At 60.6% G+C, this 26961-nt stretch carries 29 protein-coding genes and 1 tRNA gene; 20 read left to right on the top strand and 10 right to left on the bottom strand.

The window, feature by feature from the left end; genetic code table 11:
- The first annotated feature begins 333 nt into the window (after positions 1-333).
- From Q1V57_RS12410 to Q1V57_RS12370, 10 genes are all read left to right on the top strand, one after another.
- Positions 334-2361, top strand: a complete 2028-nt coding sequence (locus Q1V57_RS12410; RefSeq protein WP_300531294.1) for a secretin N-terminal domain-containing protein — start codon at positions 334-336, stop codon at positions 2359-2361.
- A complete protein-coding gene (locus Q1V57_RS12405) occupies positions 2358-3089 on the top strand; it encodes a hypothetical protein (RefSeq protein WP_300531292.1) in 732 nt (243 codons plus the stop codon). Before Q1V57_RS12410 ends, Q1V57_RS12405 begins: the two co-directional genes overlap by 4 nt.
- Complete coding sequence (gspG, locus tag Q1V57_RS12400; RefSeq protein ID WP_366145154.1) at positions 3037-3495, top strand: type II secretion system major pseudopilin GspG; 459 nt, start codon at positions 3037-3039, stop codon at positions 3493-3495. The genes Q1V57_RS12405 and gspG overlap by 53 nt, the downstream gene beginning before the upstream one ends.
- Positions 3492-4145 carry a prepilin peptidase gene (locus Q1V57_RS15955; RefSeq protein ID WP_366145153.1) on the top strand — a complete coding sequence of 218 codons (654 nt, stop codon included), beginning with the start codon at positions 3492-3494 and terminating at the stop codon, positions 4143-4145. The genes gspG and Q1V57_RS15955 overlap by 4 nt, the downstream gene beginning before the upstream one ends.
- Before the next feature lie 155 nt (positions 4146-4300).
- Complete coding sequence (locus tag Q1V57_RS12395; RefSeq protein ID WP_300531286.1) at positions 4301-5845, top strand: GspE/PulE family protein; 1545 nt, start codon at positions 4301-4303, stop codon at positions 5843-5845.
- A gap of 3 nt (positions 5846-5848) precedes the next feature.
- A complete protein-coding gene (locus Q1V57_RS12390; protein WP_300531283.1) occupies positions 5849-7045 on the top strand; it encodes a type II secretion system F family protein in 1197 nt (398 codons plus the stop codon).
- Positions 7042-7398 carry a type II secretion system protein gene (locus tag Q1V57_RS12385; protein ID WP_300531280.1) on the top strand — a complete coding sequence of 119 codons (357 nt, stop codon included), beginning with the start codon at positions 7042-7044 and terminating at the stop codon, positions 7396-7398. Before Q1V57_RS12390 ends, Q1V57_RS12385 begins: the two co-directional genes overlap by 4 nt.
- On the top strand, positions 7388-7855 hold the full coding sequence (locus Q1V57_RS12380) for a hypothetical protein (protein ID WP_300531277.1): 468 nt from the start codon (positions 7388-7390) through the stop codon (positions 7853-7855). Before Q1V57_RS12385 ends, Q1V57_RS12380 begins: the two co-directional genes overlap by 11 nt.
- Positions 7852-8691, top strand: a complete 840-nt coding sequence (locus Q1V57_RS12375; RefSeq protein ID WP_300531274.1) for a hypothetical protein — start codon at positions 7852-7854, stop codon at positions 8689-8691. The genes Q1V57_RS12380 and Q1V57_RS12375 overlap by 4 nt, the downstream gene beginning before the upstream one ends.
- The gene (locus Q1V57_RS12370; protein WP_300531271.1) at positions 8688-9524 is read left to right on the top strand and encodes a hypothetical protein; all 837 of its coding nucleotides are present in this window, start codon (positions 8688-8690) and stop codon (positions 9522-9524) included. Before Q1V57_RS12375 ends, Q1V57_RS12370 begins: the two co-directional genes overlap by 4 nt.
- A 555-nt stretch (positions 9525-10079) precedes the next feature.
- Here Q1V57_RS12370 and Q1V57_RS15950 read toward each other — a convergent pair.
- The 4 genes from Q1V57_RS15950 to Q1V57_RS12355 form a co-directional block, all read right to left on the bottom strand.
- Positions 10080-10772 carry a helix-turn-helix domain-containing protein gene (locus Q1V57_RS15950; protein WP_366145158.1) on the bottom strand — a complete coding sequence of 231 codons (693 nt, stop codon included), beginning with the start codon at positions 10770-10772 and terminating at the stop codon, positions 10080-10082.
- The gene (locus tag Q1V57_RS15945; protein ID WP_366145151.1) at positions 10772-10987 is read right to left on the bottom strand and encodes a helix-turn-helix domain-containing protein; all 216 of its coding nucleotides are present in this window, start codon (positions 10985-10987) and stop codon (positions 10772-10774) included. Before Q1V57_RS15945 ends, Q1V57_RS15950 begins: the two co-directional genes overlap by 1 nt.
- Positions 10988-11128: 141 nt before the next feature.
- Positions 11129-12043, bottom strand: coding sequence for a hypothetical protein (locus tag Q1V57_RS12360; RefSeq protein ID WP_300531265.1), 915 nt, complete (start codon positions 12041-12043; stop codon positions 11129-11131).
- 139 nt (positions 12044-12182) lie between these two features.
- A tRNA-Thr gene (locus Q1V57_RS12355) sits at positions 12183-12258 on the bottom strand.
- 400 nt (positions 12259-12658) lie between these two features.
- Between Q1V57_RS12355 and Q1V57_RS12350 the strand changes: the two genes are divergently transcribed.
- Positions 12659-13051 carry a hypothetical protein gene (locus Q1V57_RS12350; protein WP_300531262.1) on the top strand — a complete coding sequence of 131 codons (393 nt, stop codon included), beginning with the start codon at positions 12659-12661 and terminating at the stop codon, positions 13049-13051.
- A 61-nt stretch (positions 13052-13112) separates the two neighbouring features.
- Positions 13113-14318, top strand: a complete 1206-nt coding sequence (locus tag Q1V57_RS12345; protein WP_300531259.1) for an amino acid permease — start codon at positions 13113-13115, stop codon at positions 14316-14318.
- On the opposite strand, the gene Q1V57_RS12340 is transcribed toward Q1V57_RS12345, so the two are convergent.
- The gene (locus tag Q1V57_RS12340) at positions 14315-14749 is read right to left on the bottom strand and encodes a DUF1761 domain-containing protein (RefSeq protein ID WP_300531256.1); all 435 of its coding nucleotides are present in this window, start codon (positions 14747-14749) and stop codon (positions 14315-14317) included. The genes Q1V57_RS12345 and Q1V57_RS12340 overlap by 4 nt on opposite strands.
- An 85-nt stretch (positions 14750-14834) precedes the next feature.
- Between Q1V57_RS12340 and metG the strand changes: the two genes are divergently transcribed.
- Entirely contained in the window at positions 14835-16583 is a 1749-nt protein-coding gene (gene metG / locus Q1V57_RS12335) for a methionine--tRNA ligase (protein ID WP_366145157.1), read from the top strand.
- Between the two features lie 60 nt (positions 16584-16643).
- On the opposite strand, the gene Q1V57_RS12330 is transcribed toward metG, so the two are convergent.
- On the bottom strand, positions 16644-17636 hold the full coding sequence (locus Q1V57_RS12330) for a beta/gamma crystallin-related protein (protein WP_300531250.1): 993 nt from the start codon (positions 17634-17636) through the stop codon (positions 16644-16646).
- 343 nt (positions 17637-17979) lie between these two features.
- Between Q1V57_RS12330 and Q1V57_RS12325 the strand changes: the two genes are divergently transcribed.
- Positions 17980-18939 (top strand): peptidylprolyl isomerase, encoded by a 960-nt coding sequence (locus Q1V57_RS12325; RefSeq protein WP_300531248.1) that lies wholly within the window; start codon positions 17980-17982, stop codon positions 18937-18939.
- Here Q1V57_RS12325 and Q1V57_RS12320 read toward each other — a convergent pair.
- On the bottom strand, positions 18919-19644 hold the full coding sequence (locus tag Q1V57_RS12320; RefSeq protein ID WP_300531245.1) for an ABC transporter permease: 726 nt from the start codon (positions 19642-19644) through the stop codon (positions 18919-18921). The genes Q1V57_RS12325 and Q1V57_RS12320 overlap by 21 nt on opposite strands.
- The gene (locus Q1V57_RS12315; protein WP_300531242.1) at positions 19641-20567 is read right to left on the bottom strand and encodes an ABC transporter ATP-binding protein; all 927 of its coding nucleotides are present in this window, start codon (positions 20565-20567) and stop codon (positions 19641-19643) included. Before Q1V57_RS12315 ends, Q1V57_RS12320 begins: the two co-directional genes overlap by 4 nt.
- A 160-nt stretch (positions 20568-20727) precedes the next feature.
- Here Q1V57_RS12315 and Q1V57_RS12310 point away from each other — a divergent pair, with 160 nt between their 5' ends.
- The 5 genes from Q1V57_RS12310 (at position 20728) to Q1V57_RS12290 (ending at position 25527) form a co-directional block, all read left to right on the top strand.
- Positions 20728-22143 carry an amidohydrolase gene (locus tag Q1V57_RS12310; protein WP_300531239.1) on the top strand — a complete coding sequence of 472 codons (1416 nt, stop codon included), beginning with the start codon at positions 20728-20730 and terminating at the stop codon, positions 22141-22143.
- Positions 22144-22145: 2 nt separating this feature from the next.
- The gene (locus Q1V57_RS12305; protein WP_300531238.1) at positions 22146-22544 is read left to right on the top strand and encodes a RidA family protein; all 399 of its coding nucleotides are present in this window, start codon (positions 22146-22148) and stop codon (positions 22542-22544) included.
- 1 nt (position 22545) lies between these two features.
- Positions 22546-23154 (top strand): glutathione S-transferase family protein, encoded by a 609-nt coding sequence (locus tag Q1V57_RS12300; protein WP_300531236.1) that lies wholly within the window; start codon positions 22546-22548, stop codon positions 23152-23154.
- Between the two features lie 23 nt (positions 23155-23177).
- Entirely contained in the window at positions 23178-24323 is a 1146-nt protein-coding gene (locus Q1V57_RS12295; protein ID WP_300531233.1) for a DUF819 family protein, read from the top strand.
- 205 nt (positions 24324-24528) lie between these two features.
- Positions 24529-25527, top strand: coding sequence for a DUF2807 domain-containing protein (locus tag Q1V57_RS12290; RefSeq protein WP_300531230.1), 999 nt, complete (start codon positions 24529-24531; stop codon positions 25525-25527).
- Between the two features lie 31 nt (positions 25528-25558).
- On the opposite strand, the gene Q1V57_RS15940 is transcribed toward Q1V57_RS12290, so the two are convergent.
- On the bottom strand, positions 25559-25735 hold the full coding sequence (locus tag Q1V57_RS15940) for a LytTR family transcriptional regulator DNA-binding domain-containing protein (RefSeq protein WP_366145156.1): 177 nt from the start codon (positions 25733-25735) through the stop codon (positions 25559-25561).
- 89 nt (positions 25736-25824) lie between these two features.
- Between Q1V57_RS15940 and Q1V57_RS15935 the strand changes: the two genes are divergently transcribed.
- On the top strand, positions 25825-25989 hold the full coding sequence (locus Q1V57_RS15935) for a hypothetical protein (RefSeq protein WP_366145149.1): 165 nt from the start codon (positions 25825-25827) through the stop codon (positions 25987-25989).
- Here Q1V57_RS15935 and rlmB read toward each other — a convergent pair.
- Positions 25941-26753: a 23S rRNA (guanosine(2251)-2'-O)-methyltransferase RlmB gene (rlmB, locus tag Q1V57_RS12285; RefSeq protein ID WP_300531227.1), complete on the bottom strand. Its 813-nt coding sequence runs from the start codon at positions 26751-26753 to the stop codon at positions 25941-25943. The genes Q1V57_RS15935 and rlmB overlap by 49 nt on opposite strands.
- Positions 26754-26961: the final 208 nt, after the last annotated feature.

Here is a 26961-nt window from a genome sequence, read left to right as displayed (position 1 = left end):
TCTTTCTTTTTTGAATAATTGTCCCATTTTGGAATAGCTAAATTGGGCTAGCAAAGCGTTCTCGCGTGTGGGATCTGAGATGAGAGTAGGAGCGGGTGCATTGGTTGGGTTTTTCAACCGTTACGATAACGCTATTCTTCAATTGAGCAGGGGCGAGCTCCGACTTTTTTGCAGTAGGCGCGCCAGTCAGCTGAGTCCTCCGCCTCTCCTCCCTAGAGGTCATCATAACCCGCTTCATCCGCACCTTGCTCGCTTCATGAACCCCTGCTACGCCTAGCGTGCGCAGGCTAAACCAGCCGCGTTTGAGTGGTGTGAGGGGACCGGATGCGCAAGATGTCTGGCCCCTCAGATATGGTGGCGGCGCGCGTGTTCTACGCCTTGAAATTCTCTTTTGATCGAATTCTGAGTGGCATGGTTTTGGCGGTGATGGCGCTGGCTATGCCCGGTGGCGTGACGCAGGCCAACGCACAAACAGTTCCGCCCCAAACCGAACCAGAGATTACGTATGGCAATGGCGATTTTATCCGCTCGGATGATCAGCCACAGCGCCGCGGGCCGGACCGGCTTGCCGACCACGTTAGCGCCACCTATCGCAATGCCGAGATTGAAGCGGTCGTAAACCAGATTATCGGTGAAGCACTCGGGCTGGATTTTACCGTCGCCAACGATGTGCGCGGCCAGATCACTTTGCGAATGAACAACATCGAGACTCGCTCGGGTGTGATCCGGCAGTTACGCGATGCGCTTGCGGCTGTCGGCGTCACCCTGATTGACCGCGGCGATTTTATCGCCGTTGTCCGTGGAGGAGGGGCCGGCCAGAACGGAGCTGTCGCATTGCTGCGCCCGGGCGAGCCGGCACCGCCTGGCTCCGGTGTAGCTGTGTTCTCTCTCGATCATGCAAGTGCCAGTGAGATCGGTAATATGGTCGTCGCCCTCGCGCCGGGTGCACGATTGGCTCTGGCGGATGATCGTCGCCGGGTGCTGATTTACTCTGGCGAGGCTGCGGTTTTGTCGGCGGTCTCTGAAGCCGTGGCAATGGTCGATGTGGACTGGTTCGCCCAGGTTTCTACCGGGCTTTTTACCCTGCAACACGTTTCGCCAAGCGAGCTGATCGGTGAGATGCGGCCCTTGCTTGGGGTTGCCGCTGGCGGCGTTGAGTTCGTCGCAATCGACCGTCTCAACATTCTGGTGGTCATGGCGACCTCGCCGGGACTGTTGCGTCGTCTGGAAACCTGGATTGGGCGGCTGGACGAGCCGCGGACGATGGCGACGTCTTCGGGCCAGCTGGTCTACACGGTCCAACATGCCGATCCTGAAGATCTGTTGTCTTCGCTCTACCAACTGCTGGGCGTGCAGCAATATGGCGCCGGGGCTGGCGGCTTCGGTCAGGCGGGAAGCTTCGCGCCGGATCAGACCTATCGCGATCCGTCACGGCGCACGCCCGCGGGTGGTGGAATGACCAGCGCGGCTCTTGACGATGTCCAGATCGGAGCGGCACCGAACCAGAATATTATCCTGGTGCGGGGCGAGCCGGAGCGCGTCGCCGAGATCTCCGAGCTTCTTGAACTACTTGATCGTCCGCGCCCGCAAGTTCTGATCGAGGCTGCGATTGTTGAGGCTACACTGACCGATTCCATGAGTTTTGGAGTGAATTGGGCCGGTATACTCAACGAGCATGTTGCTATTGCATGGTCCGACAATGCGACGGCCGCACCGGAAGCGCGTTTCCCCGGTGTGTCCGCAACCTATCTCAATACCGACCTCGAAGCTGCGATCACGGCATTGTCGTCCGAGACAGAGCTGGAGGTCATCTCCCGTCCCAGCGTATTGGCCTTGCACAATGAGCAGGCCGAGCTTCAGGTCGGCGATCAGGTACCGGTGGTTCTGCAGTCGGCCGTTTCAATCGATAATCCCGACGCACCGCTGGTCAATCAGACCGCCTATCGCAATACCGGGGTTATTTTGACTGTGCGCCCGCAGATCCGCGCCGGGGGTATGGTTGAGATCGAGATCAGCCAGGAAGTGTCCGGCGTTGCCCAGACAACATCCTCAGGCATCGACAGCCCGACCATTACGCAGCGCCGCATCTCATCCACCTTATTGATCCCGTCCGGTGAGGCGGTGGCACTGGGCGGCCTTATTTCTACGCGCCGCACCAGCGGGGCCAGCGGCGTGCCAATCCTCCGCGACGTACCGGTTTTGGGGCGGGCCTTTCGCTCCGATAGCCAATCTGAAGATCGCACTGAACTCTTGGTCTTGCTCACGCCGCGTATTATCGCTGACCCCAATGAGCTTAGCGATGTCATGACGACGCTTCCCGGCGCGCTTGCGCGGCTGGAGGCGCGGTTGCAGGCGCAATGATGCGAGACCGCGATAACGGCTATATCTTGGCGGGTGTTACCGTTGTGACGGCCATGCTGGCTATTGTCGCAACCGCATTGGTGGCGATGGCCGCCAATGAGCTGCGCTCGGTAGCCCGTGAAGAGCGCCAGGTTGTCGAGGATCTGCGTCTGCAAGGCATTGCACTGCGCGTGGCCTCGGAACTCGCCATCGCGCCCGGCCGCCGCACGATCATACTCGACGCCGGAGCGGCAATATGGAGCGAGAATGAGCACCGCTTCCTCGTCTCGGTCGTTCCGGAAACGGCCAAGCTCGATCTCAATCAGGCAAGCATCACAGCGCTTGAAGCGGGCGCGGGAGATCGCTTGGTGGCGGTCTGGCCGGATTTGCGAGGCGAGATTGATACTCTTCGAGCCGAGGGCGCTGAGTTGCGCCTGGTCGATGACATCCTGCCCCAACCCGGTTTCGCCGCGCCGTGCTTGCACGAGCGCTTTACCGTCTTCTCCGGTTGGAATGGTGAGGGGATACGCCCTGCCGCGCCGGACTACAACAGCTCTATCGGGCCGGGCACGCGTCTGGCCGTCACCGTACAAGAGATGGGCGCCACGCGGGCAGTAACCGTGGTGTTTTTGATGCTCGGGCGGATCGACCGACCAGCGGAAATCCTCGATATGCGATTTCATGAAGCTCTAACCGATGAGGCGCGTGCTGCGTGTAGTATTTATGGCAGATCAGAACACGCGGCGTGAGGCCGGTTATACCTTATCGGAGTTGCTAATCGTACTGGCAGTCCTAGCCATGGTGGCAGCGGCTGTGACGCCTGCATTGTTATCGCGCTTCAATAATGGCCAGACCCGCTCCGCACAGCTCCAAGCCACTACGCTTGCCATGGCGATGGACGATTTCCTGATTGATGTGGGCCGCTACCCAACTCCGCAGGAGGGGGTTAGCGCGCTCTGGCAGGCGCCGGATGCTGTGACCGGTTGGAGTGGACCCTACGTGCGCTCACCGAGGACATTGGAGGACCCCTGGGGCAATCATTTCGTCATCGAACTCTCCAGCGATCCCAATATCCCACCTTTTGTCGTCTCGCTTGGTGCCGACGGGGCTCCTGGTGGGGACGGTCAGGCCGCGGATATACGTTTTCCGGAATGAACGAGCTTGGCGGGGACATATACCTTGCGGCCACAGTGACTTTTGCTGGGCTTGCATTGATGTCTGGCGCTTACGTCGCGACCAGGCGGCTGAGGCCCTATATAGCCGCGCCGCCCCAGTGGAATGTACCTCTCATATGGGGCTTAATGGTAACCGGGACCGTTTGGCCGACAATACTAATCCTCGCAAATGGGATCGACGGCTTGGTTCCGAGCGTCTTTGTTTGGGGCGTTGTGGTTGCGGCCTATGCGGATCTACGCGCGCGTCGTATCCCCCGTCTGGCGTCTGCGGGGTTCGGCATTTTGGGCCTGGCCGCCGCGACAACGACCTCAATGAGCGCCGGATTGATTAGCGCAGGGGGCGTTGCTGTCGTGGCTATTCTGCTCTGGGGCGCCAGTGCGGCCTTCCGCCGGGACCGTAGCGTGGTGGGGCTCGGTGGCGGAGATATTGTCTTTGTTGCTGCGACCGCGGCCTGGCTCGGGCCCTATTCGGCGCTCGTATCTCTTGTCGTCGCAGGCTTGCTTGCTGCTGGTGTCGGGGCGGCGCTAAAGCTCAACTCTATCCCCTTCACGGCCGTTTACGCCCTGCCTGCGGTCCTTGGGGCTGTTTTTGCGCCACAGCTTTTTTGGCACTCGGGAGGATGGGCATGAGTGGGCCGGATATTGCTCATCTTGGCCACGTCGATGTCGAGCCCGTGGCCGGCGCGGATTATGGCTCCGTTCTGGCCTGGCTAGAGCGCCATGGGCGAGTGCGTGAGCATTCCGCGGAGGCCGCTTCGCGGACGGCTCAGCAAAAGCGTGAACCTTTGGTCCTGGCGCTCAATCGTCTTGGTGCGATTGATGACGATGATTTGCGCGACGCGTTCTGCGCGATTACCGGTCTGCATCCTTCACGGCTCGTGATCGATCCGGAGCTTCTTGCCAATGCCGACGCCCAATCGGTTTCGTTGAAGTTCTTGGAAGCCAACCGTGCTGTCCTGCTCGCGGTGAGTGATGCCTGCGTTGAAGTTGGAGCCGTAGATCCTTTGAATCCGCGGCTCGTTCCAGGGCTTCGATTTGCCTTGCAGCGTGACGTGAAACTCTGTGTCATCCGCGCCCGCGACGAACGCAGGGCGCGCTCTGATCGTCTTGCTGAAAGCGAAGAATGGGGGAGTGCTGTCGACGAAGAGGACAGCACCTCTATGCGCCAGGCCCTGGAGTTTGACCGGGACGCACCTGTCGCGCGACGCGTTTCAAAATGGCTAGGTGAAGCCGTTGAGATGCGAGCCTCGGATGTCCACATTGAGCCGCGCTCAAATCAGTTGGAAGTGCGCTATCGGGTCGATGGGGTTCTCAACACTATGGCGCGCGAGCCCATCGAGAGCGCCACAGCCGTGATCGCCCGTATCAAAGTACTCGCAGATCTTGATTTGGGTGAGCGCCGTGTCGATCAAGATGGCCGGGCCACGATCGTGGTTGGCGGTCGAAAGGTCGATATTCGCGTGTCCGTCGTTCCCTCCGTTCATGGCGAGGCGGCCGTTCTGCGTATCCTGGATCGGGGAGAGGTTCGGTTAGATTTTGAGGCGCTCGGGTTTTCCAAGCCACAGCGCGATTTGCTCGACGATGCGATCAATTGGCCGCATGGGCTTTTCCTGGTCACCGGCCCTACGGGCTCCGGCAAAACGACGACACTCTATGCGGCGCTGGAACGCATGCGCGGGCAGGGCAAGAAAATCCTGACGGTCGAAGACCCGGTCGAGTTTCATTTCGATCACGTCACCCAGGTGCAAGTTGCTGCGAAGGCAGGCGTCGGCTTTGCCAGCTCCATCCGCTCGTTTTTGCGCCAGGACCCCGATGTTATTTTCGTAGGCGAAATTCGCGACGCCGAGACCGCCAAAGCCGCCGTTCAAGCCGCGCTGACGGGGCACCTGGTCCTTGCGAGCGTGCATACGATCGATGCAACTAAAGCCCTGCCGCGATTGCTGGATATGGGCGTTGAGCCGTTCCAGCTTTCGGCGTGTTTTAGAGGCGTGTTGGCCCAAAGGCTCGTTCGCCGTCTATGTCCGGAATGCCGCGCTGCTCGCCCGGCAAGCGCCCATGAGGCTCAGCTGACAGGAGGAGCTGCCGGGGAACGAATCTGGATCGCGGGAGAAGGATGTCCGTCTTGCGATGCGAACGGGTATCGAGGCCGCCTGACGATCGCCGAGAGTTTCCGTAGCGATGAGCGCATAGCCGCTGCAATCCGTGATGGCGAAGGCTACGAAGCGCTGGCGCGCGACGCGCTGGGTTTGAACTTGGTCGATGATGGTCTTGCCAAGGTGCGATTGGGTCTGACTACGCTCGATGAAGTCGAACGTGCGATGTCGAGTTAAACTATGGCACGATTTCGATATTCAGCTCTAAAGCCTGATGGTGAAATCGCACGCGGCCTCATTGAGGCCAGGGACCCGGCTGAGGCTGCCGATCACATCAGTGGCTTTGGACAAACGCCTTTGAGCGTTCGTCCGGCGGACCGATTTATGGGGCTCGAGCTCAAGTCCGGACCAGGTAAGAAAGAACTCGCCGATTTTCTCGACGACCTGGCCACACTTCATGATGCCGGTGTGCCGTTGCGCCGGGCCTTGGATTTGCTTGCCGGGCACGATGCCAGCCGGCATGTGCGTGAGCTGTCCCAACTCATGATGGAGCGCCTGGATGCGGGAGCTGATTTAGGCGCTGCGGCCAGGATCAGCGGACAGGGCGACTTAGCGCTCGCGGCTGAACTCGCCCGCGCTGGCGAAATGTCTGGTCGGCTTGGAGAAACCCTCCGCGTCGGTTCGACGATACTGGAACGCCAGTCCGTCTTCGCTACGCGTCTTCGCTCAGCTATGGCTTACCCTGTTTTTCTGTTGGTCCTATCGTTCGCCGCGATCATAGCGTTATCGGTGTTCGCCGGGCCGGCCCTTGCGCCAATCCTGGAAGAAGCGCCTGGCGACGCTGGAGGGCTGGCTGGGCTTATAGCATTTGGCAATTTCCTGCGTGCGCACGGGCTATTCCTGCTTGCGCTCAGCGCAGCGTTTGGCAGCGCATTCGTTCTTGCGTCCCGGCGCCCCCCATTAGATAAGGCATTGGCTGTGATCAGGCTAAAGACACCGGGGATTGCGCCACTGGTGCGTGATCTGAATTGCGGTGCGTTTGCACGTACTTTCGGTGCCCTGGTAGCGGGCGGGGCCCCCGCGGCGCGGGCGCTAGAACTGGCGGCAGCGAGTGCCACGAACTCTGCTTGGCGAGCCCGTTTGAACGTGAGCGCTGACGCTCTTCGCGAGGGGCGCACAGTGGCAGCGGCGCTGCAGGCGATTGAGGGGCTTCCTGAGGAGCTGATCCACCTCACAAAAGTCGGGCAAGAAGCGGGTGCGCTTGGTGATATGGCTCGGCGTGCAGGGGATATTCTCATAGCGCGCGCATTGCGCCGTCTGGATGTGATTGCCGCGCTTGCCGGGCCGGTTCTACTGGTTGCAATGGGGGGCATTATTGCTTGGATTATGAGCGCGTTTCTGGGCGGGTTGTCTGGCGTCGGAGACTTCGCGATATGAGCGAGCGTGGATTCACTCTGACGGAAACAGTGATGGCACTGGTTTTGGCATCCAGTGTGATGTTGGGGCTGTTGGGGGCCCTTTCGAGTGCGCGGTCCATGGCGGATGAGGCCCGGGCAAGGGCAACGGCACTCTCGGCAGCGCAAGCGGTCCTGGCGCAGTTGGATCATGGCTTGTTGCTAGCTGACATCGGGCCCGCTCCGCAGGACGGGCTTCAATGGCATGTCATTCGCCAGCGCCGCAATCCGTCTAAATCGGCTGAGGTTGTCACCGTCGTAATGCCTTGGCGCTCCGGGATCGAAAGCGGGGAGATTCGGCTGGAAGCCTATCGATGGGGCGGTCATGAACGCTAATGCACTTCCCCCGCCTGATGCTGCTTTCACGCTAACCGAGATGGCTGTCAGTTTGGCGTTATCGGCTTTTGTCTTGTTAGCTTTGGGCGAGGCGACGCGTTGGGTGTCGCGGACCTATGTCGATGTGAAGGCTGATGTTTCGTTTGCCCAGGATGGGCGACGGGCGATGGGTGTGTTGAACCGGATGGAGCGTGCAGATCCAGGCGCTCTTGGCATAATCTACAGGATCGGTACGCGGGAGACGGTGTCTCTGCCTGCTCAGAATGATCAGAGTATAACGTTGCAAACCCGCGATGTTCGTTACGAGTTGGGGATGGGTCTAAACGTACTTTTCGCGAACGACCGCGTGATCATATTAGATCGCGACGGGACGCCTCATGTCGACTTCGCGACCAGCCTTCAACGCACAGCTCCGTTTGATTGCCGGTTCGACTTTGTGGCGGGCAGTTGTAGATGAGACACCCCATTCAATTCCATCCCGGTCCCTATGATCAGCTCGGTCCGATCGAGCGGATTGTCCGCAGCATATCGCAAGATATCGGCGCGTTCTGGAGGACGGTGTTCGACCGCAGCGAGCCTCACGGGACAATCGACGCCTCAAAAGTGTTTCTCTTCGACTTGGAAATGCCCCAAGCGCGCTGGCCGGTGCACGAAAAGGCGATCTGCATGCAGGCGGCCGAGCTCTGCCCGATCGAAATTGATGAAGCCGTGATGGCAGTGCGGTCCCTACCCTCTAACGGGCGAGACACCTGCAAGTATGAAATCGCGATGGTGCGTGCTGCCCATTTACGAGAGGCGAGCCCGGCCAAGCCCATTGCTGTTGCAAACTCGATGCTGACGTTCACCGCACCTGAAAAATGGCGGGAGATGCGTGTGCGTCATAAGGCCTTGGCGCTTGTTAGCGTTGTCGGAGTAGCCGCAAGCGTGTGGTTCGCTCAAGACTATATCCAATCGCAACAGGAGCGCTTGCTGCAGCTGGCAAGTGACAAGCGTGCTGCGCAGCTATCGCTAAGGCGTGCGGAGGCAGATGCCGAGTTCTTGGCGCGATGGTCGCAGGTTTCGCCTCCCGGAGAGTATGGATCAGAGCTGGCCTTAGCGTCACTGATCCCCGATTTGTTGCCCATCGGCGTGACGTTCCAAAGCCTCATGATTGAAGGTTGCGGTGCCGAACTAAGCTTGGCTGGTGATAACGTTGCACAACAGGGGATCGATTGGGCTCTCTTACAACAGGCAGGCTGGCGTCTTTCTGAAAGCCCTGCAGACAACATCTATCGGCTGGAGAGGTTGCCATGATTGCAGCGCGCTCTTCTCGCCGTGGCGGCGCGTATCTGGTCGCCGCAATCGCGACAATCATGCTGACGGTAGGGTGGCCGCTAGTCGATACTAGCTGGCAAGTGTGGCGAGCGCAGGCGGAGCTTGATGCGCTTCAACACGCACTTGATGAGGTCGGCTCAGGAGAGGCTTTGGGCTTATTGGACCCTGGAGCCGCTTTGCCGGCGGCATCCCCAGAGGATGCAAGCCAGCAAGCCTCACGGCGTCTTATCAGTGCTCTAACAGGTCTTGTGCAGCCGCCGCGCGTTCGCGAAGGCGAATTGACCTCAGGCGGGTTTGAAGAGATGGGGCGTGTGTCGATCGCGGTGGATGTGATTGGCGACCCCATAGACCTTGATCGCACGATCACCGCGCTCGACAGGTCAGGCTATTCGCGGGTAGGGCGTCTGAGGATCTCTCTAGATAGTCCCGACCAGTTGCAGGTTTCGGCCGTGCTTTTGTGGCCATGGGTCGGACCGGAGGCAGCTGAGCGTCTGGCGACTTTGGCGCCGCTAGCTTCCCCGATCAGTATTGATAACGGCGTGTCAACTCAGTCGCTCTGGGCCGCACGCTCTCCGCTTGACCCCGAGCACAAACCTTATGTTCGTTCCTCTCCGCCACCGCCGCCTCCGGTGCCCGAGTTGCTGGGAATTTACTCGGCTCAAGGCATCCGCGTGGCGACCTTGCGCATCGATGGTGTGGACGTCGATGTGCAGTTGGGAGCGACAACACGAGCCGGTGTCATAGAAGAAATTGGCCCTGACTATGTTGTTGTGCGGGGAGCAGAGCGGAGACGGGTAGGCCTGTTTGAGTAATGGTTATGCGGCCGAAAGAAGTTGAATTCGCTGCTTCGCTGTGCGGCACGTTGACGAAGGTCAACTGTCAACCTTCCAAAAAATCTGTGTGTGTTGATAAGGTCGGCGCTCTGCCGCCCCGTAAACGGCAAAGCGCCAGGAAGGACCCGCGCGGTTTTCTGTTACCGCAGAAGTTTAGATGTGTGAAAGACTAGGGCGCGCCGTGGTGTGAAGACATCGGATAGAGCCTGCTTCAGCTGGACCCATGTCGGCCACCATTCGGAGTGATCCGGCCAAGTCGTGAGCACATGCCGTACAATATCGCCTGGATACTCACGAAGCTTTTCGCAATACGCGCGCAGAACGAGCTCCGCTTCGAAATCGGAGTGGCTTGGGGCTCGTACTAGCGTTCGTAGAATTGCGAGCCACCCCATAATTTCCCCATCAAGCGCCGGCTGTTCGGCTATGCTCAAAAGCTTCAGTGCTTGTCTGGTGGAGTCTCGCGAAGGGCTGCTGATCGATGCATTCGCAACTTTTCTTAGGAACGGACGCTCACCTGTCCAATCACGCCTCGTATCAAGAGTCACGGATAATCCGAGCTGCGACGTCAGCAAACCCACTAGCGCGTTGTCGACCTCGTCCGGGGTGCTTAGGCCCGCTAGGTCGGCTAGTTCTCCAAACATTCGCAATTCTTCTGAGGTAACTTCGGAAATGGCTCTTCCAGTCTGATTTTTGGCCGCCTGGTTGATGGCTTCTATCGCGCCAGTAAGCGCGGTACTCACGGGTTGCATCTTCAAATTCCTCGTTGGTGAAGCCGAGATTGCTAATGGCAAGCTCGTGTTCGGCTGAATCCGGTTTCCAGTTCTCATCAAGGGCGCGTGGATATTGTTGATTGATGATAATTTTTCGCTGTTCTTTTTGGGCTGTCTGTTTATCTGCGACAGGGGGTGTGTCGCGCCCGTCGACATCGCCATGTCGCACTTTTTCTTTGCCGGGCAGGCGAATGCTGTAGCGATTAGCAGTCCGTCCTCGCCTCGGCAGAATTTGCGGCTCTGACGTGATCCACTCATTGCCGACTAGCCGTTTAACTGCGCGATTGACCGTTTGTCGGGTTAGGCCCAATTCGCGGGCTAGGTGAGACTGCGAGGGAAAACACTCCCTTGTTCGCGCGTTAGCGAAACTGGCGAGGGCAATCAATACTCTCAGATCGGTCGCGTTAAGCGAGGGGTCTGCTGCCACATTCGACGGTATGATCGACAAAGGCGGCATCATTGATTCTGGCCTCTAGAGCCGGAAGATGTCGACGACCTTTTGTTTTGTTCCAACCAGTCGAAAAGATCCGACTGATCGTAAAACACTCGAGCTCCGACCTTTGTGAAGGTCGGGCCCGCGCCGGTGACGCGCCATTTGGCTAGCGTGCTGGGGGAAACGCATAGTCGGACGGCAGTTTGACTTGGAGAAAGTAATTGTTGGGGGGTGGTCATAGGGAGCTCCTCGGCTGTTTTCAGCGACATCTATGCATCGCTCGCCAAGGATGCGCGGGTTTACGGCGGGTGCGAAACTTCGTTTCAACCCCAACAAAACGCGCTGAAAGTACTCCAATTAATGAAACAAGAATCGAAAGGCTATTCGTCTTCGATCGGTGTTCCGACCATGGCCATATAGCGTTTATAGGCATCAAACGGCGCGACGTTGAAACCGCTCCAAGACAGTGTGGTTTCTAATCCCTCTGCGCGGTCTGCTTCGATGAAGTCAGAAACAGCTATAGCGTGGCTTTGACTGTCGCTGATGGCGGAATGCGCCAAGTTCTCTACAGTGGCGATGCTTCTAGACGTTTCGTGAAAACCGAGCTCGATGAGAGTTGTAACGAAGCGAAGTCCATTGTTTCTTTTGTTGGCTATTAAGTCTTTACCGCGGTAGCCGCTTGCCCATCTCGCTTGTAGCCAGGCGGAAACTGCTTGATGCGCACACTCGTCGCGTTCTGGAAAACGTGGGCGACCTCGACCAGATGGTTTGGGAAGCGACGCTTCAAGCTCAAGGGTGGCCTTTTTGAGTAGAAATAGGAGAGGTTGGAATTCTTGAATGGAAGTTTCGAGAATTTGCTCTCTCTGCTCTCGCGGTCGTGTTTGAGAGTAGTAGCGGCGGTTATAATCAGCGAACCTTTCCCAGAGCGTAGAAAAGCCGTGAACCTCGATGTGCTCGGCGTGAAGAATCCGCTTTAGCTTTGCCTCTATACCTTCGATTAGATCTGCAAATTCTGTTAGGTCCCGGTGGAATTTGCGCTGAGCGTCTCGAGCCTTTTTGCTTGGCGGATGACGAAGGCGATACCGCATGTTGCAGACAAGGTACTTCAATTCGGAGCGCAATTCGGCCACGTCGGACCCAGCATATCGACAAAGATCATCCCAAGTGCGACTCGGCACTTGAGACTCCAAATCTTTCATAATTGCTGAAATTTCAATCGAGCGCTCTGATTTGGCGCGAGACTCCAACAAGCGCTGAACGAATACGTCGATTTCATTTTGGTCGTGATCTTCCACCTAGCTAATTGGATACAGAATGCCAGCAGTGTCTAGAGGAACTTAATCCTTCTGGCTGTTTTGCATTTAATTGTGCGCCTATGGTGCGGCCACGCTCGCCCTTGTCTTGGCGGAATTTCCCGCAACTAATTGAATATTATGGTGCCGGCTGAGGGACTCGAACCCCCGACCCCCTGATTACAAATCAGGTGCTCTACCAGCTGAGCTAAGCCGGCCCAGGAAGAGGGGAAGCCTTACTGTGCGTGGGCCAGCGGCACAAGAGCGAGGTGCGGCCACAGCAGCGGTTTGGTACGCAGGCGGTGCTGCAGGCGATATAGCCCTGCCCAGAATAAAACTATTCGCCAAATCATTTGCAGCATCATCAACCTTGTGGCGTAATGAAACCTCAATAACGGCCATGAACTGCCCCTCAACAGTTGTGCGGCCGGTATGCAAAGCCCCAGCGCCCTCTCTTGGCCCTCTTGCGCTGGGGTTTTTGATTCCCTCTGGTGGGATTTCGCCGCCGCGGGCTTTTTCCCAACGTCGCTATCGGTCAGAATAACCCCTGACTCGCATTTGCAGGCCGGGGGGATGATGTTCAGCACGGCAATATTGGTTTTGGCGCTTTCGTTCGCGATGGCAGCGGATGACGCCGGGGCGGAGGATGTGCGGACCGGACAGGATTATGCTGGCCTGGATGCGGAGGTGGACGCGCTTTATGCGGAGTACGCCATTGCCAGTGAGGTTCGCGACGGGGCCGACTTCGCCGGGGCCTATACCCTGGATATGCGGGGGTGCGGATCTGCCTGTCAGTTCGTCACCCTGATCAGGCTAGCTGATGGCGAGGAGCTGCGCGGGGTGACGGCTTCGGAGGGCATGGACTGGCGCGAGGATAGCCGCCTGGTCATCGCCAATCCGCCGGTTGATCTCATGCATTATGGTGAGACCCAATTGCCCGACTACCTGAGGCCCAAATGCTTTGTTCTGACCGCCGAGGAGAGTTTCGAGCAGGTTGACTGCGGATTCTGACAATAACCCTGCGGCGATTGTGGCCATGGCCGCCCGGCCACGGCTCTGCTAAGCGCTAGGCATGACCAAGCTGAACCGGGTTATCGGGCCGTTCGAGCTCACCTTGTATGGCGTCGGCGTGACGCTGGGGGCGGGAATATATGCCCTTGTCGGCGAAATGGCCGGGGCTGCGGGTAGCTATGCCCCGCTGGCGTTTTTGCTCGCCGGAGCCCTCGCGGCGCTGACCGGGCTCTCCTATGCTGAGCTCGGTTCACGCTATCCGGAAAGTGCGGGCGAGGCGGCCTATGTCGCCAACGGTTTTGACCGCCGCTGGATCACGGCGATCGCCGGTTATGGCGTCGCTCTTACCGGCTCGATTTCCTCCGCTGTCGTGCTGCACGGGTTTGCCGGCTATATCGGCGAGCTGGTGGATGTACCGGGATGGCTGGCCATAACGGGCGCTCTGGCGCTGCTTGTCGCCGTGGCGGCCTGGGGCGTGCGCACCTCGATCTGGATGGCCGGCGCGATTACGCTGATCGAGGCGGCGGGATTGCTCCTGATCATCGTGGTGGCTGCACCCGACGCGCTGCAGGCACCGGCCTGGCCGCAACCGCCGATCGACGGCCTGCCCTGGGCGGGGATATTCGCCGCCTCGGTGATGGCGTTCTTCGCCTTTATTGGCTTTGAAGACATCGTCAACATGGCCGAGGAGACGCGCCAGCCGCAGCGCACCATTCCATTGGCCATTCTGATCACCTTGGCCGTGTCATCCGTGCTTTATGTTGCCGTCTCGTTTGTGGCGGTGAACACGATGGAGCCGGCGTTGCTGGCTGAGGAAGGCGGGCCGCTCGCCGCCGTATTTGAACAGGCCACCGGCCTGCCGGGCGCGCCGGTCGCGATCATCGCGGTTCTGGCCATGATCAATGGCGCTTTGGTGCAGATCATTATGGCGTCACGCGTGCTTTACGGTCTCGCCAATCGCAAACTGTCTGTACCAGTCTTCGCTGTGGTTCATCCACAACGCCGGACCCCGGTTTTCGCAACCGCGGCAGCCGGATTCTTCATCTGGATTCTGGCGATGTCCGGCGCCCTGGCACCGTTGGCGATTGCCGCCTCGACCGTAACGCTGCTGGTCTTCGCCCTGGTCAATGCGGCCCTCCTGGCGGTGCGCTACAAGACTCGCGGCCAGGACGCGCCGGGCTTTGCCGCGCCGATCTGGGCACCGGTGCTGGGCGTTGTGGCGAATCTGGCCGTGGTTGCCGGCGTGCTGGTCGACGCTTTTTCCTAGTCCTTGACCATCCAGTTAGCGAGCAGGGAATGGATCACTGCCATAACCGCAAATCCCACCACCTGGTAGGAGGCGTCGATATAGAAGAGCGCCATCGGGGCGAGGGCGTAGACCGGGCCGTAAAGCTGGGTCAGGACGACGAAGCCGAAACACAGGACCAGAGCCATTTTCACCGCGTCGATCAGGCCGTCCGTACCGATCCTGCGCAGGACGAAGCCCAGAAACCCGGAAGAAATCAGGGCAATCAGGAAGCCCATGCCCATGAGCGGGCCCATATTGGCCTCGGCATATTGGTATTGTTCGGGCGTGAAGTTCTGCAGCGCTTCCCAGCTCTCCGAGAAGATGACGCCGTACCAGACATAGCCCAGCATCCAGAATGCGATGCCGGCAATGAGTGTTGTGATGATGTTGAGACCAAACAGGCGTGGCATAAGATGTTTCCTCCCCTGACAAGGCCGGGTATGTGTGCCGGTCCTGTCCCCTGATCACGCGATTTCGTGTGATCGACGAATAAGCATACACAAATTCGCGCAAGAAGAAGATCAAACTGCCATGGCTCGTATCCTGATCACCTCCGCCCTGCCGTATATCAATGGGGTGAAGCATCTGGGCAATCTCGCCGGATCCATGCTGCCGGCCGACGTCTATGCGCGCTTCCAGCGCCTGCGCGGCCATGATGTTCTCTATATCTGCGCTACCGATGAACACGGTACTCCCGCCGAGTTGGCCGCGGCGAGCTCGGACATGGATGTCCGCGCCTATTGCGATGAGCAGCACGATATCCAGAAACGTGCCGGTGATGGCTTCTCACTGAGCTATGATTATTTCGGCCGCACATCGAATGCGCCCAATATCGAGCTGACCCAGCATTTCGCTGCGGTGTTGGAGGAGAAGGGCCTGATCGAGGAGCGCGTCGAGCACCAGGTCTTCTCCATCGATGATGATCGCTTCCTGCCGGACCGTTATGTCGAGGGTACATGCCCGCACTGTGGCTTTGAGCGCGCGCGCGGTGACCAGTGCGATAATTGCGGTCGCCTCTTGGAGCCGACCGATCTGAAAGAGCCGTATTCGAAGATTTCCGGCTCGAAGAATTTGGAAGTGCGCGAGACCGCGCATCTGCACCTCATCCAGACCAAGATGGAAGGCAAGATCCGCGCTTGGGTCGATGCCTCGACCGAATGGCCGTCCCTGGCCAAATCCATCGCCTACAAATGGCTCGATGAAGGACTGCGCGACCGCTCCATCACCCGCGATCTGAAATGGGGTGTGCCGGTGGCCAAGGATGGCGTCGCGCGGCCGGGCTTTGAGACCAAGGTCTTCTATGTCTGGTTCGACGCTCCGATCGGCTATATCGGCGCCACCTGGGAGTGGGCCGAAGCCAATAACGGCGATTGGGAGAGCTGGTGGCGCACTGACAAGGGCGCCGATGACGTCACCTATGTCCAGTTCATGGGCAAGGATAATGTTGCCTTCCACACGGTCAGCTTCCCGGCCACCATTCTGGGCTCGGAAGAGCCCTGGAAGTCGGTCGACAAGCTCAAAGCCTTCAACTGGCTGACCTGGTATGGCGGCAAGTTCTCAACTTCTGAAAACCGCGGCGTCTTCATGGACCAGGCGCTGGATATCCTGCCGGGCGATTACTGGCGCTGGTATCTCACCGCCAATGCGCCGGAAGGCTCCGACAGCGCCTTCACCTGGGATCATTTCCAGTCGCTGATCAACAAGGACCTGGCCGATGTGCTGGGCAATTACGTCAACCGCGTTCTGCGCTTCAACAAATCCCGCTTCGAGGCCGTGGTGCCGGCAGGCGGTGAGTGGGGCGAGCATGAGGATTGGCTCGCCGGCGAGATGGATGCGCGTCTGAAATCCGCGGCGGAGAATTTCGAAGCGATGGAATTCCGCAAGGCCGCCGGCGATGTCCGCGCGATCTGGGCGCTGGGCAATGAATATCTCACCCGCGCAGAACCCTGGACCAAGTTCAAGACTGACCCGGATGCCGCCGCAATCGGCGTGCGCACGGCGCTGAACTTCATGACCGTCATGGCCAAGATTGCTCAGCCGGTCATCCCCAACGCCGCTGCAACCATCCTCGATGCGCTCGGCATTGCCGAAGACGAACGCGCCTGGCCGCAGGGCGAGGCCAAGACGCTGCTCACCGCCCTGCCGACCGGCCAGTCGGTGGAACCGCCTGAGGTCCTCTTCAAGAAGATCGAAGAGGCCGATATCGAGGCCTGGTCGGAACGCTTTGGCGGGGCGGAGGGGTAGCTGCTGCACGCAAAAAAGGCGAGCCAGTGGCTCGCCTTTTTCTGTTTCCGGCCAGGGCCGTTACCAGCGGCCATATCCGTCGATACGGCGCAGGGACGAGATCCGGTTGTGGAAGCCGTAGCGGCCAAGGTCTGAGAGGCTCTCACTGTCGACGACTTCGCAGCGACCGCGATAATTGGCGTGCTCGCAGACTTCCCAGGTCTCTCCCCGCGCAACCACGATACTGTCGGCACGGTCGTTGAAGCGGCGGTGGTCCAGGTTCGGGATGTCATAGACCGCCTCGAAACGCTGGCCCCTGAAGTCGCGAGCATCGAAGAGCCAGACACCTTCCCGCGGCCGGGTGCCGCGGCGATTGGAGTTGTAGTCAGGCGATGCCGACGAGACCTCACCGGCCATGCCGCCACCCAGGTAGGGCCGGTCTTCGCGGATCTGCATGCAAGCACCGCCGTAATTGGCGTGCTGGCAGATCTGCCAGGAGCCACGTCCCTGAATGCGGATCGAGCGCGCAGTGTCGTTGAAGTTATAGCTGCGCAGATTATCAGCGGGGCCGTGCAAGGTGATGGACCGGCCGGTAAAGTTCGGGCCGGAATAGAGCGTGATTTCAGCTGGTCCGCGACCCCCGCCACGACTGCCACGTCCACCCCGGTCGCGGCGTCCGCGACGGTTATCCCAGCGATCGTCCCGATCCCGGTGATCATCCCAGTGTCCGCCACGATCGTGACCGCGCCGGTCATCACGCCACACGCCTGCCGGACGAGCCGAGGACATCGTGTCATTGAAGCCAGGCAGGCTGCGGCGGTCATTATTGGCCGTGAAGCAGGAGCCGCGATAGTTCGAGTGCTGGCAGAATTCCCAAGTGCCGGAGATGATCCGGATGGACGAGACACGGTCATTCATGCCGGTGCGGTCCAGATTCGGCGTATCCGCGGTAATCCGGATGCTGCGACCCTGGAAATTATCATGTTCGTAGAGAATGGCTTCCTGCGCGCTTGCGCTGAAAGCCTGTGCAGCTGCCAGGGCGATGCCACCGATTGCGATCCGAAAAAGACTCATCTTGTGTCCCTCACTCATTGTCCGAGGTGAGTCTGTCAGCGCAAAGCTGAACGCAGTCGGACCCGCGCTTTCATCTGGCATTCAGAAATCAGAAATCGCCGGACATGAACCGGGACACGGACATGAACCGGGACACGTACCCATTCCACACTCCCTCATCCCGGGCTTGATCCGGGACCTAGCGCTGGCACACTCGACGTCATCGAGGTCCTGACTTGCGTCAGGATGAGGGAGTTGTGTGTTGTCATTGTCCAAAGCGGTTCCCGGCGCTGCGCGCCCTTGACCGCCCGGCGTCAACGCTGCGAACTGGCTGGCATGGGGTTTTAGGGGAGAGGGGCGCCACATGCGTTTGATGTCTACGGTCTTGCTCGGCGCGGTACTGGCCGGGTGCCAACAGCCGGTCTGTGGCGATTGCGGTCCGGACGCGATGCCGCCAGAGCCCGCTGCTCCGACAGAAACCGCCGCCGCCCCCGATTTCACCAATATCCCTGACTGGCGCCCGGTCGACCCGGAAAACCTGCTCCTGATCGAAACGCAGGACGGTACCGTCGCTGTCGAACTCTCTACCGTCTTCGCCCCAAACCACGCTGCCCGCATGCGCGATGCGGCCCGCGCGGGTTTCTATGACGGGTTGAGTTTTTACCGGGTCATTGATGGCTTCGTCGTCCAGGGCGGGCGGGGCGAAGGCGAGGGCACCGCGGCGCTGGAGGCCTTTCCGCCCCTGACGCGCGAGTTCGTCGCCCCGGCCGAGGGCGTCTCGTTCACCCCCATGATCGACCCCGATCATTATACCGACACTGTCGGTCATGTTGACGGTTTCGCAGCTGGTATGAACGCCGCCGGAGACGAGGTCTGGGCGCTGCATTGTCCAGGAGTGATGGCAATGGCGCGGGATAATGATCCCGACAGCGGCGATGCCGAATTCTACATCGTGACCGGGCAGGCCCCGCGCTATCTCGACCGCAATATGAGCATATTTGGCCGGGTCATTGACGGCATGGAGCATGTCCAGGCCGTGCGCCGGGGGGATCGCAATATCAAAAGCGGCGTGATCGCCCCGGAAGACGGCCCCGATCCAATCCTGTCGATGCGGATCGCGGCGGACCTGCCCGCGTCGGAACGGCCGGCCTATGAGATCATGGATACGCGCGGGCAAGCCTTTCATGCGGCCAAGGCCCGCTATCGCAACCGGACGCATGAATTCTTCTACGAGACGCCACCGGCAGTGATGGAGGCGTGCCACATGCCCGCGCCGGCACGGCGGCTCGAGCCTGCCAACGCGTCAGAGCCAGTCACGCCGTGACAGCCAGATAATCGCTGCGGCGTAGAGTATCAGGCCGCCGGTTGTGCCCAGGGTAATCGCCAGGGCCGCCCGTTCGGCGTCGCTGGCCAGTACATTGACCGGCATCAGCCAGGGGAAATACAGCCCGGAACGGGCGCTGGTGGCGGCGACGGCTACAAACGTACCGGCAATACCCAGCGAAACGGGCACCGCGAAACTGGCAAAGCGCATGGCCAGGGTCCACTGGATGGCCGTCACCAGGAAGCTGGCCAGGAACATCAGGCCATAAAGCCGGCCGCTCAAAAGAAGATCGATATCGCCCTGGGCGGCATGATCCGGGCTGATCCAGCCGCCGGCCAGCCCGCCGCCGATCGAGGCCAGTGCGACCAGCACGCTGATTATCAGCATCAGGATCTGGGCGGTGACAGCCTTGGCGAGGAAGATTTTCCATTTGGCGACCGGCAGGGCGAGGGTGTGTGACCAGGTGCCCGGCGTGTGTTCAAGCTGGGCCAGGAGGGCGGTAACCCCGATCGCCGTCATCGGCAGCAGGAAATAGGCCCAGACAGCGGCACCGGCCGCGATCTGGAGAGACCATTCTTCCGGTGCATTGCCGGTTACCCGCACCATGACGGCAAGTGCGAACACCATGACGGGTGGTGTCGCACCGACCAGCAGCACGAGAGAACGGCGCAGTTTCAAGACTTCCGCAGCAAAGATAGAGATCATGCGGCGTCTCCTGCCGTTGCGCCGGTCAGCTTAATAAACACGCTTTCCAGATCGCCGTGCTCCAGGCTGAGCCGGCTGACTTGCAGTCCGGCGGCGACGAGGTCCGCATTGAGTGCCGCGAGGCGCTCACGCGTCAGTGGCGCTGCAGAGCGCAGCGCCAGCCCGCCATCGCTGCGCGGTATCGCGGTCAGGCCCTGAGCGCCGGCCAGTTCAGCGGCCCGTACATCATCATCCGTGTCGATATGGACATGGCCCGGACGATGCTCGGCCAGGGCGCCGATCTCGCCTTCGAATATGATGCGCCCGGCCCTCATCAGCGCGAGATGGGTCGCCGTCTGCTCGACCTCGCTGAGGAGGTGGCTCGACATGAATACCGTGGTCCCCTCGCGCTCCGGCAGGGAGCGAATCAGCTGACGCATATCGCGGATGCCGGCCGGGTCGAGGCCATTGGTAGGTTCATCGAGGATAAGCAGGCGAGGGCGCCCCAGGAGCGCCCGGGCAATGCCGAGCCGCTGCCGCATGCCGAGAGAATAATGCGCCACCTTGCGCCCGGAGGCTTGGCGCAGGTCGACAATCTCCAGCACCCGGTCGATGGCGCGGCTATCCGCCTGGATCAGTCGGGCCGTGACGTCCAGGTTTTCCCGACCGGTGAGGTTTTTGAAAAGCGCCGGCGTTTCCACCACCGCACCAACACTGGCGAGCGCCTGCGCCCGGTTGCGAGCAAGATCGTGCCCAGCGATGCGCACTTGCCCGGCATCAGCCCGGATCAGGCCGAGGATGCAACGGATCGTGGTCGTCTTGCCCGCACCATTGGGTCCCAAAAACCCGTAAACGCTGCGCTCGGGAACACTCAGGCTGACCGCATCAAGCGCGAGGAAGTCGGCAAAGCGGCGGGTCAGGTCGATGGCTTGCAATGTCGTCATGCGGGCAGGCTAAGCATTGCGTCTTGTCTGTCGCCTTACCAATGCGTCATCCGCAGGGCGCGGCGGCGCGATTCCCAGCGGCCATCGGCCTTGTGTTCGCTTGACCTTTTGCCCGCATCTGTCAGGAATTTAACCTTGAACGTTGGAGGGGATTAGCCATATGCGCCGGATTTTGATGCTTGCGGTGTCAGCGATAACGCTGGCTGCGTGTTCACAGCCTGCTGAGGAAGCCACTGCCTTGCCTGAAGGTTCGGCACCGAGCGACGGAGAGAGCGCAGCGGTCGAGGTGGCCACCGCCATTGGTGATGACGCCCTGCGTCAGGCGATCCGGGACGACTACACGGCCCATCTACAGGGGCTTTACGAGCATTTCCATGCCAATCCCGAACTCTCTTTCATGGAGGTCGAGACATCCGCTCGCCTCGCCGAGGAGCTGCGGGCCATCGGGTTTGAGGTCACCGAAGGTGTGGGTCAGACCGGTGTTGTTGCCGTGATGCAAAATGGTGAGGGGCCGACGCTGATGCTCCGTGCCGATATGGACGGGCTGCCCGTCGTGGAAGATACCGGCATGTCCTACGCTTCGCGCGTTGTGGCCATGAACCGCTTCAATGAAGAACAGCCGGTCATGCATGCCTGCGCCCATGATACGCATATGACGGCGCTGGTCGGTGCGGCGCGGCAATTGGTGGAACGGACCGATGAATGGTCGGGCACGCTGGTGCTGATCGGTCAGCCGGCCGAGGAGATCGGCTTGGGTGCCGTGGCGATGATCCAGGACGGGCTCTATACCCGCTTCCCGACGCCGGACTTCAACGTGTCATTTCATACCTTTGCAGCGGTTCCGGTAGGGCAGATCACCTATCATCCGGGCTTTGCCATGGCCAATGTCGACACGGTCGATCTCTACGTTCGAGGCCGCGGCGGCCATGGCGCCTATCCGCACACGACCAAGGATCCGATCTATCTGGCGTCCCAGATTGTGGTGAACCTGCAAGGCCTGATGTCCCGCGAAATCAATCCGCTCGAGCCGGGTGTGGTCACGGTCGGGGCGTTCAATGCGGGGCTCAAGCACAATATCATCTCCGATGAAGCGCACCTCCAGCTCACCGTGCGGTCCTATTCCGATGAAACGCGGCAATACCTGCTCGATGGTATCCGGCGCATCGCGGAAGGCCAGGCGGCGTCCTACGGGCTGACACCGGAGGAATATCCGCGCGTCGAGATCGAGGAGACCTACACCCCGGCGCTTTATAACAACCCAGAGCTTGCGGCCCGGGCCGTCGGCGCCATGCGCGCCCGCTTCGGTAGCGATGCGGTGGCAGAAGTTCCACCGATCATGGGCGGCGAGGATTTCTCGCAATACCACCGGACCGAGGAAAATATCCCGACCTTCATGTTCTGGGTTGGCGGCACGACGCAGGAGCGGCTGCAATCCTATCTCGACCAGGGCATTGCCATCCCGTCCAACCACTCGCCCTTCTTCGCCCCGGATGACCCGGCCGAAACCATTGGCCAGGCGGCGGAGGCAATGACGGCGATCGCGCTGGATATCCTGGCGGCGGAGCAGGAGACCTGAGCGTGGCCGGCACGCGGCGCGCCTTCACCGGAGCGCGCTGGGAAAAAGAGGTCGGCTATTGCCGGGCGATCCGGCGCGGCAATCATGTCTGGGTAACGGGGACGGTCGCTGTTGATGACACCGGCGCACCGGTCGCGATCGGCGATCCGGCCGGTCAGGCCCGGCGCTGTTTTGATATAATCGAAAACGCGCTGGGGCAGCTCGATGCCCAGTTCAGCGATATTGTCCGCACCCGCATGTTCGTCACCGATATCGAAGCCCATTCCGGCGCTTTCGGTGCAGTTCATGGTGAGCGTTTCAAAGGGCACGAGCCAGCCACGACCATGATCGAGGTCTCGCGCTTCATCGCCCCGGAATTTCTGATCGAGATTGAAGCCGACGCCTATGTCGAGGAGAGCTGATATGGCCTTGAGCCTCTATTATTGCCCGCAAACGCGCTGCCGCACGGCGCTGTGGATGCTGGAAGAGGCGGGGGCAGACTATGACCTCGTCGACGTCAATATCCGCGACGATATCGCCCGCGAGGCCTATGCCGAAGTCAACCCGATGCGCAAGGTTCCGGCCCTGCGGGTCGGCGATGAAGTGGTCACCGAGACCGCGGCGATCTGCGCTTTCCTCGCCGATGCCTATCCTGATGCGGGCTTGGCGCCGGCCATCGGTGCGCCTGGCCGGGCGAGCTATCTGCGCTGGCTGTTCTTCGGTTCGGCGGTGATGGAACCGGCCTGTTTCGAAAACGCGGCGGGGAAAACATCGCCCGGCGGCGCGGTCGGCTGGGGCGATTGGGAGCGCGCGCTGGCCACACTGCACGCCGGGCTCGACGGTCAGGACTATCTCGTCAACAACACCTTCTCCGCCGCCGATATCACGATCGGCGCCACGATGGGCTTTCTCACCCATTTCAAGATGATGGAACCCGACCCGGTCTTTGCCGCCTATCTGGAACGCATTATGTCCCGGCCTGCCTATCAGCGCGCCAATGCGATCGACAGTGAAAAGGCCGGCGCGGCCTAAACAGAACTTCCCGGAGTAGCTTCATGTCTCTCATTCCCGCCGACAACGCGTTTGCCGCCGTTGCCGCCCTGTTCGTTATCGCCGCTCTGGGCTTCGCCATGGAGAAGACGCGGATCGGCGCGCTCCTGACCGGTGCCGTCTGGGCCATCCTGTTTGCCATTCTGGCCTCCAATATCGGCCTGATCCCGCAATCCTCGCCCGGCTATTCCTTCGTCTTTACCTATTTCGTGCCGGTCCTGATCCCGCTCTTCCTGATGAAGGCTGATCTGAAGAAGATCTTCTTTGAGACGACGCGGATGACCGGAGCCTTCCTGCTGGCGACGCTGGGTACGGTGGCGGGCGCTGTCGTGGCGTTTTCCTTGATCGACATCGGTGAAAACCAGGCCGCAGCTGCGGGCACGTTTACGGCCACCTATATCGGTGGCTCGGTCAATTACGCGGCTCTGGTCGATCTCACCGGCCTGCGTGCGAATGATCCCAGCTTCGTTTCGGCCGCAACGGCTGTCGACAATCTCTTCTCCGGCCTCTTCCTGGCCCTCCTGGCGGTGATGCCGGGGATCGCCTGGATCTCCAAACGCTTCGTCGACCGGGACCACTCCGAGGGTGAGGTCGAAGTTGAGGAGACCGGCAAGCCGACGGCGATGACGCTGACTGTTTCGATCACCTTCGCCCTAGTCGTGGTCGTGCTCGGTGATCTCATTACCGGTTATCTGCGCGAAAATTTCGGCGATGCCTGGGGCAATTGGCGCTACGCCATCATCACCGTCCTGGCCCTGGTCCCAGCGACGCTGATCCCGAAGACCATGGCCCGACTGCATGGCGGTTATGAGCTCGGCCTCGGTTTGAGCTTCGTCTTCTTTGCGGCCATCGCCGCGGGGGCTGATGTCGTCGGTCTGGTGCAGTCTGCGCCGGTGCTGATCGGGCTGATTGCCATCCTGCTTTCGGTGCACGGACTGGTCACTTTCGGTCTCGGATCGGTGTTCCGCCTGTCCCTTCCCGAACTGATTACCGCGTCCAATGCGGCCATTCTCGGTGCGACCACGGCGCCGGCTCTGGCCGCTGCGAAGGGCTGGAAGGACCTGGTCACCCCGGGTGTTCTGGTCGGTGTCTTCGGCTATGCCATTGGCACGGTGATCGCGACGGCGGTTTATCAGTTGTGGCCGAGCTAAGCAGGCTAGGTCGATAATCTGAGCTGAGCCGGGGTGCGAGACGCGCTCCGGCCCAGTCCCTCTTTTTCCCTAGCTCTCTTGGGTGCATTACCGCGCTGTCATCTGCCGGACAGTGTCGTGAAGACCCTGCTGGTTATGATGTGCATCCAATCCGGGCGATTGAAGCATCTAGGGATCAAAAGGGACATTCAGCAAGGGATCAGCCATGTCACTCAAACTTACCCTCCTGGCCGGTGCGGCCGCTATCCTTGCCGGTACGGCAGCCTTTGGCGCCAGCACGGCGGTGCAGAGCAGCTCGGACAGCTATACTGCCGACGCGCTGATGATCGAGAATTTCATCGGCCGGGTGGAAATCCGCGAAGGCTCTGGCAATCGCATCAGCGTCGCCATGACGAATTCCGGTGAGCACGCCGAAGACCCGTCGATCAGCGAAGCCGGCGGTACGGTCTCCATTGATGGCGGCCAGGAAATGCGCCGCCTGAGCTGTAATGTCCGCAATGACCGCATGCGCATCGGTTATGGCCGCAGCCGCCACCCGATCGAGGAATACCCCAGCCTGATCATTACGGCTCCGGCCTCGGTGGCCCTGGAACTGCGCCGCAGCGCCTTTGTCGGCGAAGCCGGTGACCTTGGCTCACTGGACATCTCCATGTCGAGCTGCGGTAACTTCACCGCTGGCGACATTGCCGGCAATGCCGATGTCCGCATCAGCGGCTCGGGGGATGTCACGGCCCGCTCTGTCGGCGGCTCTGCCGATGTCGATATCAATGGCTCCGGTGACGTAATCCTGACCGCAATCGGTGGCGACACGTCTATCGACATTTCCGGTTCCGGCGATGTTGCCATGGACGATGTTGATGGGGGTGTGGATATCTCGATCAACGGGTCCGGCGATGTCGAGCTGGGCTCGATCGGTGACCTCTCCATTAATGTGTCCGGCTCCGGCGATGTCGAGGCAGATCGCATGAATGGCGCCTTCTCGGCCCGCATCAATGGCTCCGGCGATATTCATGTCCGCGGCGGTCGCGCCGAGCCGATGGAAGCGCGCATCCATGGCTCTGGCGATATCCGCTTCGACGGCACGGCAGTGAATGTCACCGTGGTCGAAGGCGGCTCCGGCGATGTGCATATCGATGATGTCGAGGGTTCGGTGAACTGGCGCCGTAATGGCCGTACCGTGCTGCGCATCGGTAATGCCGAATAGCGACTGACGATTTCTCTCCCGCGGCGCTGGCCTAGCCCCGCCGCGGGGGCAGAATGCCGGCTTCCCGCAAAGCCGGTGCAAAGGTGCGGCTGACCGGTGCGGTCAGCCCGCCCTTGAGCGCGATGCTTCCTGATCCGCGCTTGAAACTTGCGGCTTCGATTCCCGTTTGTGTGACCCACCAGGACCGGTGCGCTTGATAGCCGCCCAGCGGCGCGGTTTCTCCAATTGCATCACCCAGGCGTATCGGGTTCAGCTCGGCGCCGGCTCTGGCGACCCTTCGCTCTGACCCTCGCGGCGGTGACGCTACTTTTCTGGCTGCCCGGATTGACCTTTGGCGCGGGCATGCCGTTCGAGACGGCTTACCCGCTGATCGCCTGGCTGTGCTGGGTCCCGAATCTGGTTCTGGCGGAGATCTATTTGCGCGTCTCGCCGGGAGCGGGACGCCATCTCGCTGCCTCGTAAAGCGAGATCGCGGCGGCGTTTGAGACGTTCAGGCTTTCCACCTTGTCGCTCATCGGAATGCGCGCCAGCACGTCACAGGCCTCGCGGACGCGGGGCCTGATGCCTTTTTCTTCCGAGCCCATAACCAGGACCAGGCCGGGCCCGTGTCCCTGATTGTCCGGCCCGGCGATCGCATCGGCCAGGCTTGTTTCACCTTCCCCGGCAAGCCCGATCGCAAACCGGCCGGCCTTGCGCATCTCCAAGATCGTGTCAGCGATATTGGTAACCCGTACATGGGCGACGCGTTCGGCGGCGCCGACGGCACTTTTGCAGACGGTTCCGAACAGGGGCGGGGCCTTGCGGTCCTGCATCACCACGGCGCGGACGCCGAAGGCTGCCGCCGAGCGCAGGATGGCGCCGACATTGTGCGGATCGGTGATCTGGTCGAGCACCAGGACCAGCCCGTGGGTCGGATCGATTACCGCATTGACCGGTTCTGGCTGGAGCGCGCTGACCTCGGCGGCAAAACCCTGGTGTACTGCACCGGGGGGAAGCAGCCGGTCGATTGCGTCCGGTTCGCTCATTGTGTGGGCTGTGTCGCTGGGCAGATCGCGGGCCGCATTGCGGGTGACATGCAGGGCCCGAATCTCACGGCGTGGATTGTCGACTGCAGCGAGCACGGCGTGGCGCCCCCATATCCAGCCGGAATCGCTTGTCCCAGCAGGCTTGGAGCGGCGTGTGTAATCGGTGCGTTTGCGAGTGTTGCGAATAGGGGGCTTCGTCACTATAGTCCGCGCTCCTGTTTCAGGGCGGTATCGAGATTTGCGGCGTGCATAGCACGCGTTAGCGCGGTTCGAGAGGCTTTGTTGCAGACGCCGTTCCGGTCCGGCTCCCAAGGATCGGAACCACCCTGTGGAGGGGTGGGAGAGTGGTTAAATCCAGCAGACTGTAAATCTGCCCGCTATGCGTACGCTGGTTCGAATCCAGCCCCCT

Source organism: Maricaulis sp. (assembly GCF_030149425.1).
GTDB lineage: Bacteria > Pseudomonadota > Alphaproteobacteria > Caulobacterales > Maricaulaceae > Maricaulis.
The sequence above is the reverse complement of the archived record's forward strand: the minus strand, read 5'-3'. Positions and strand labels throughout refer to the sequence as shown.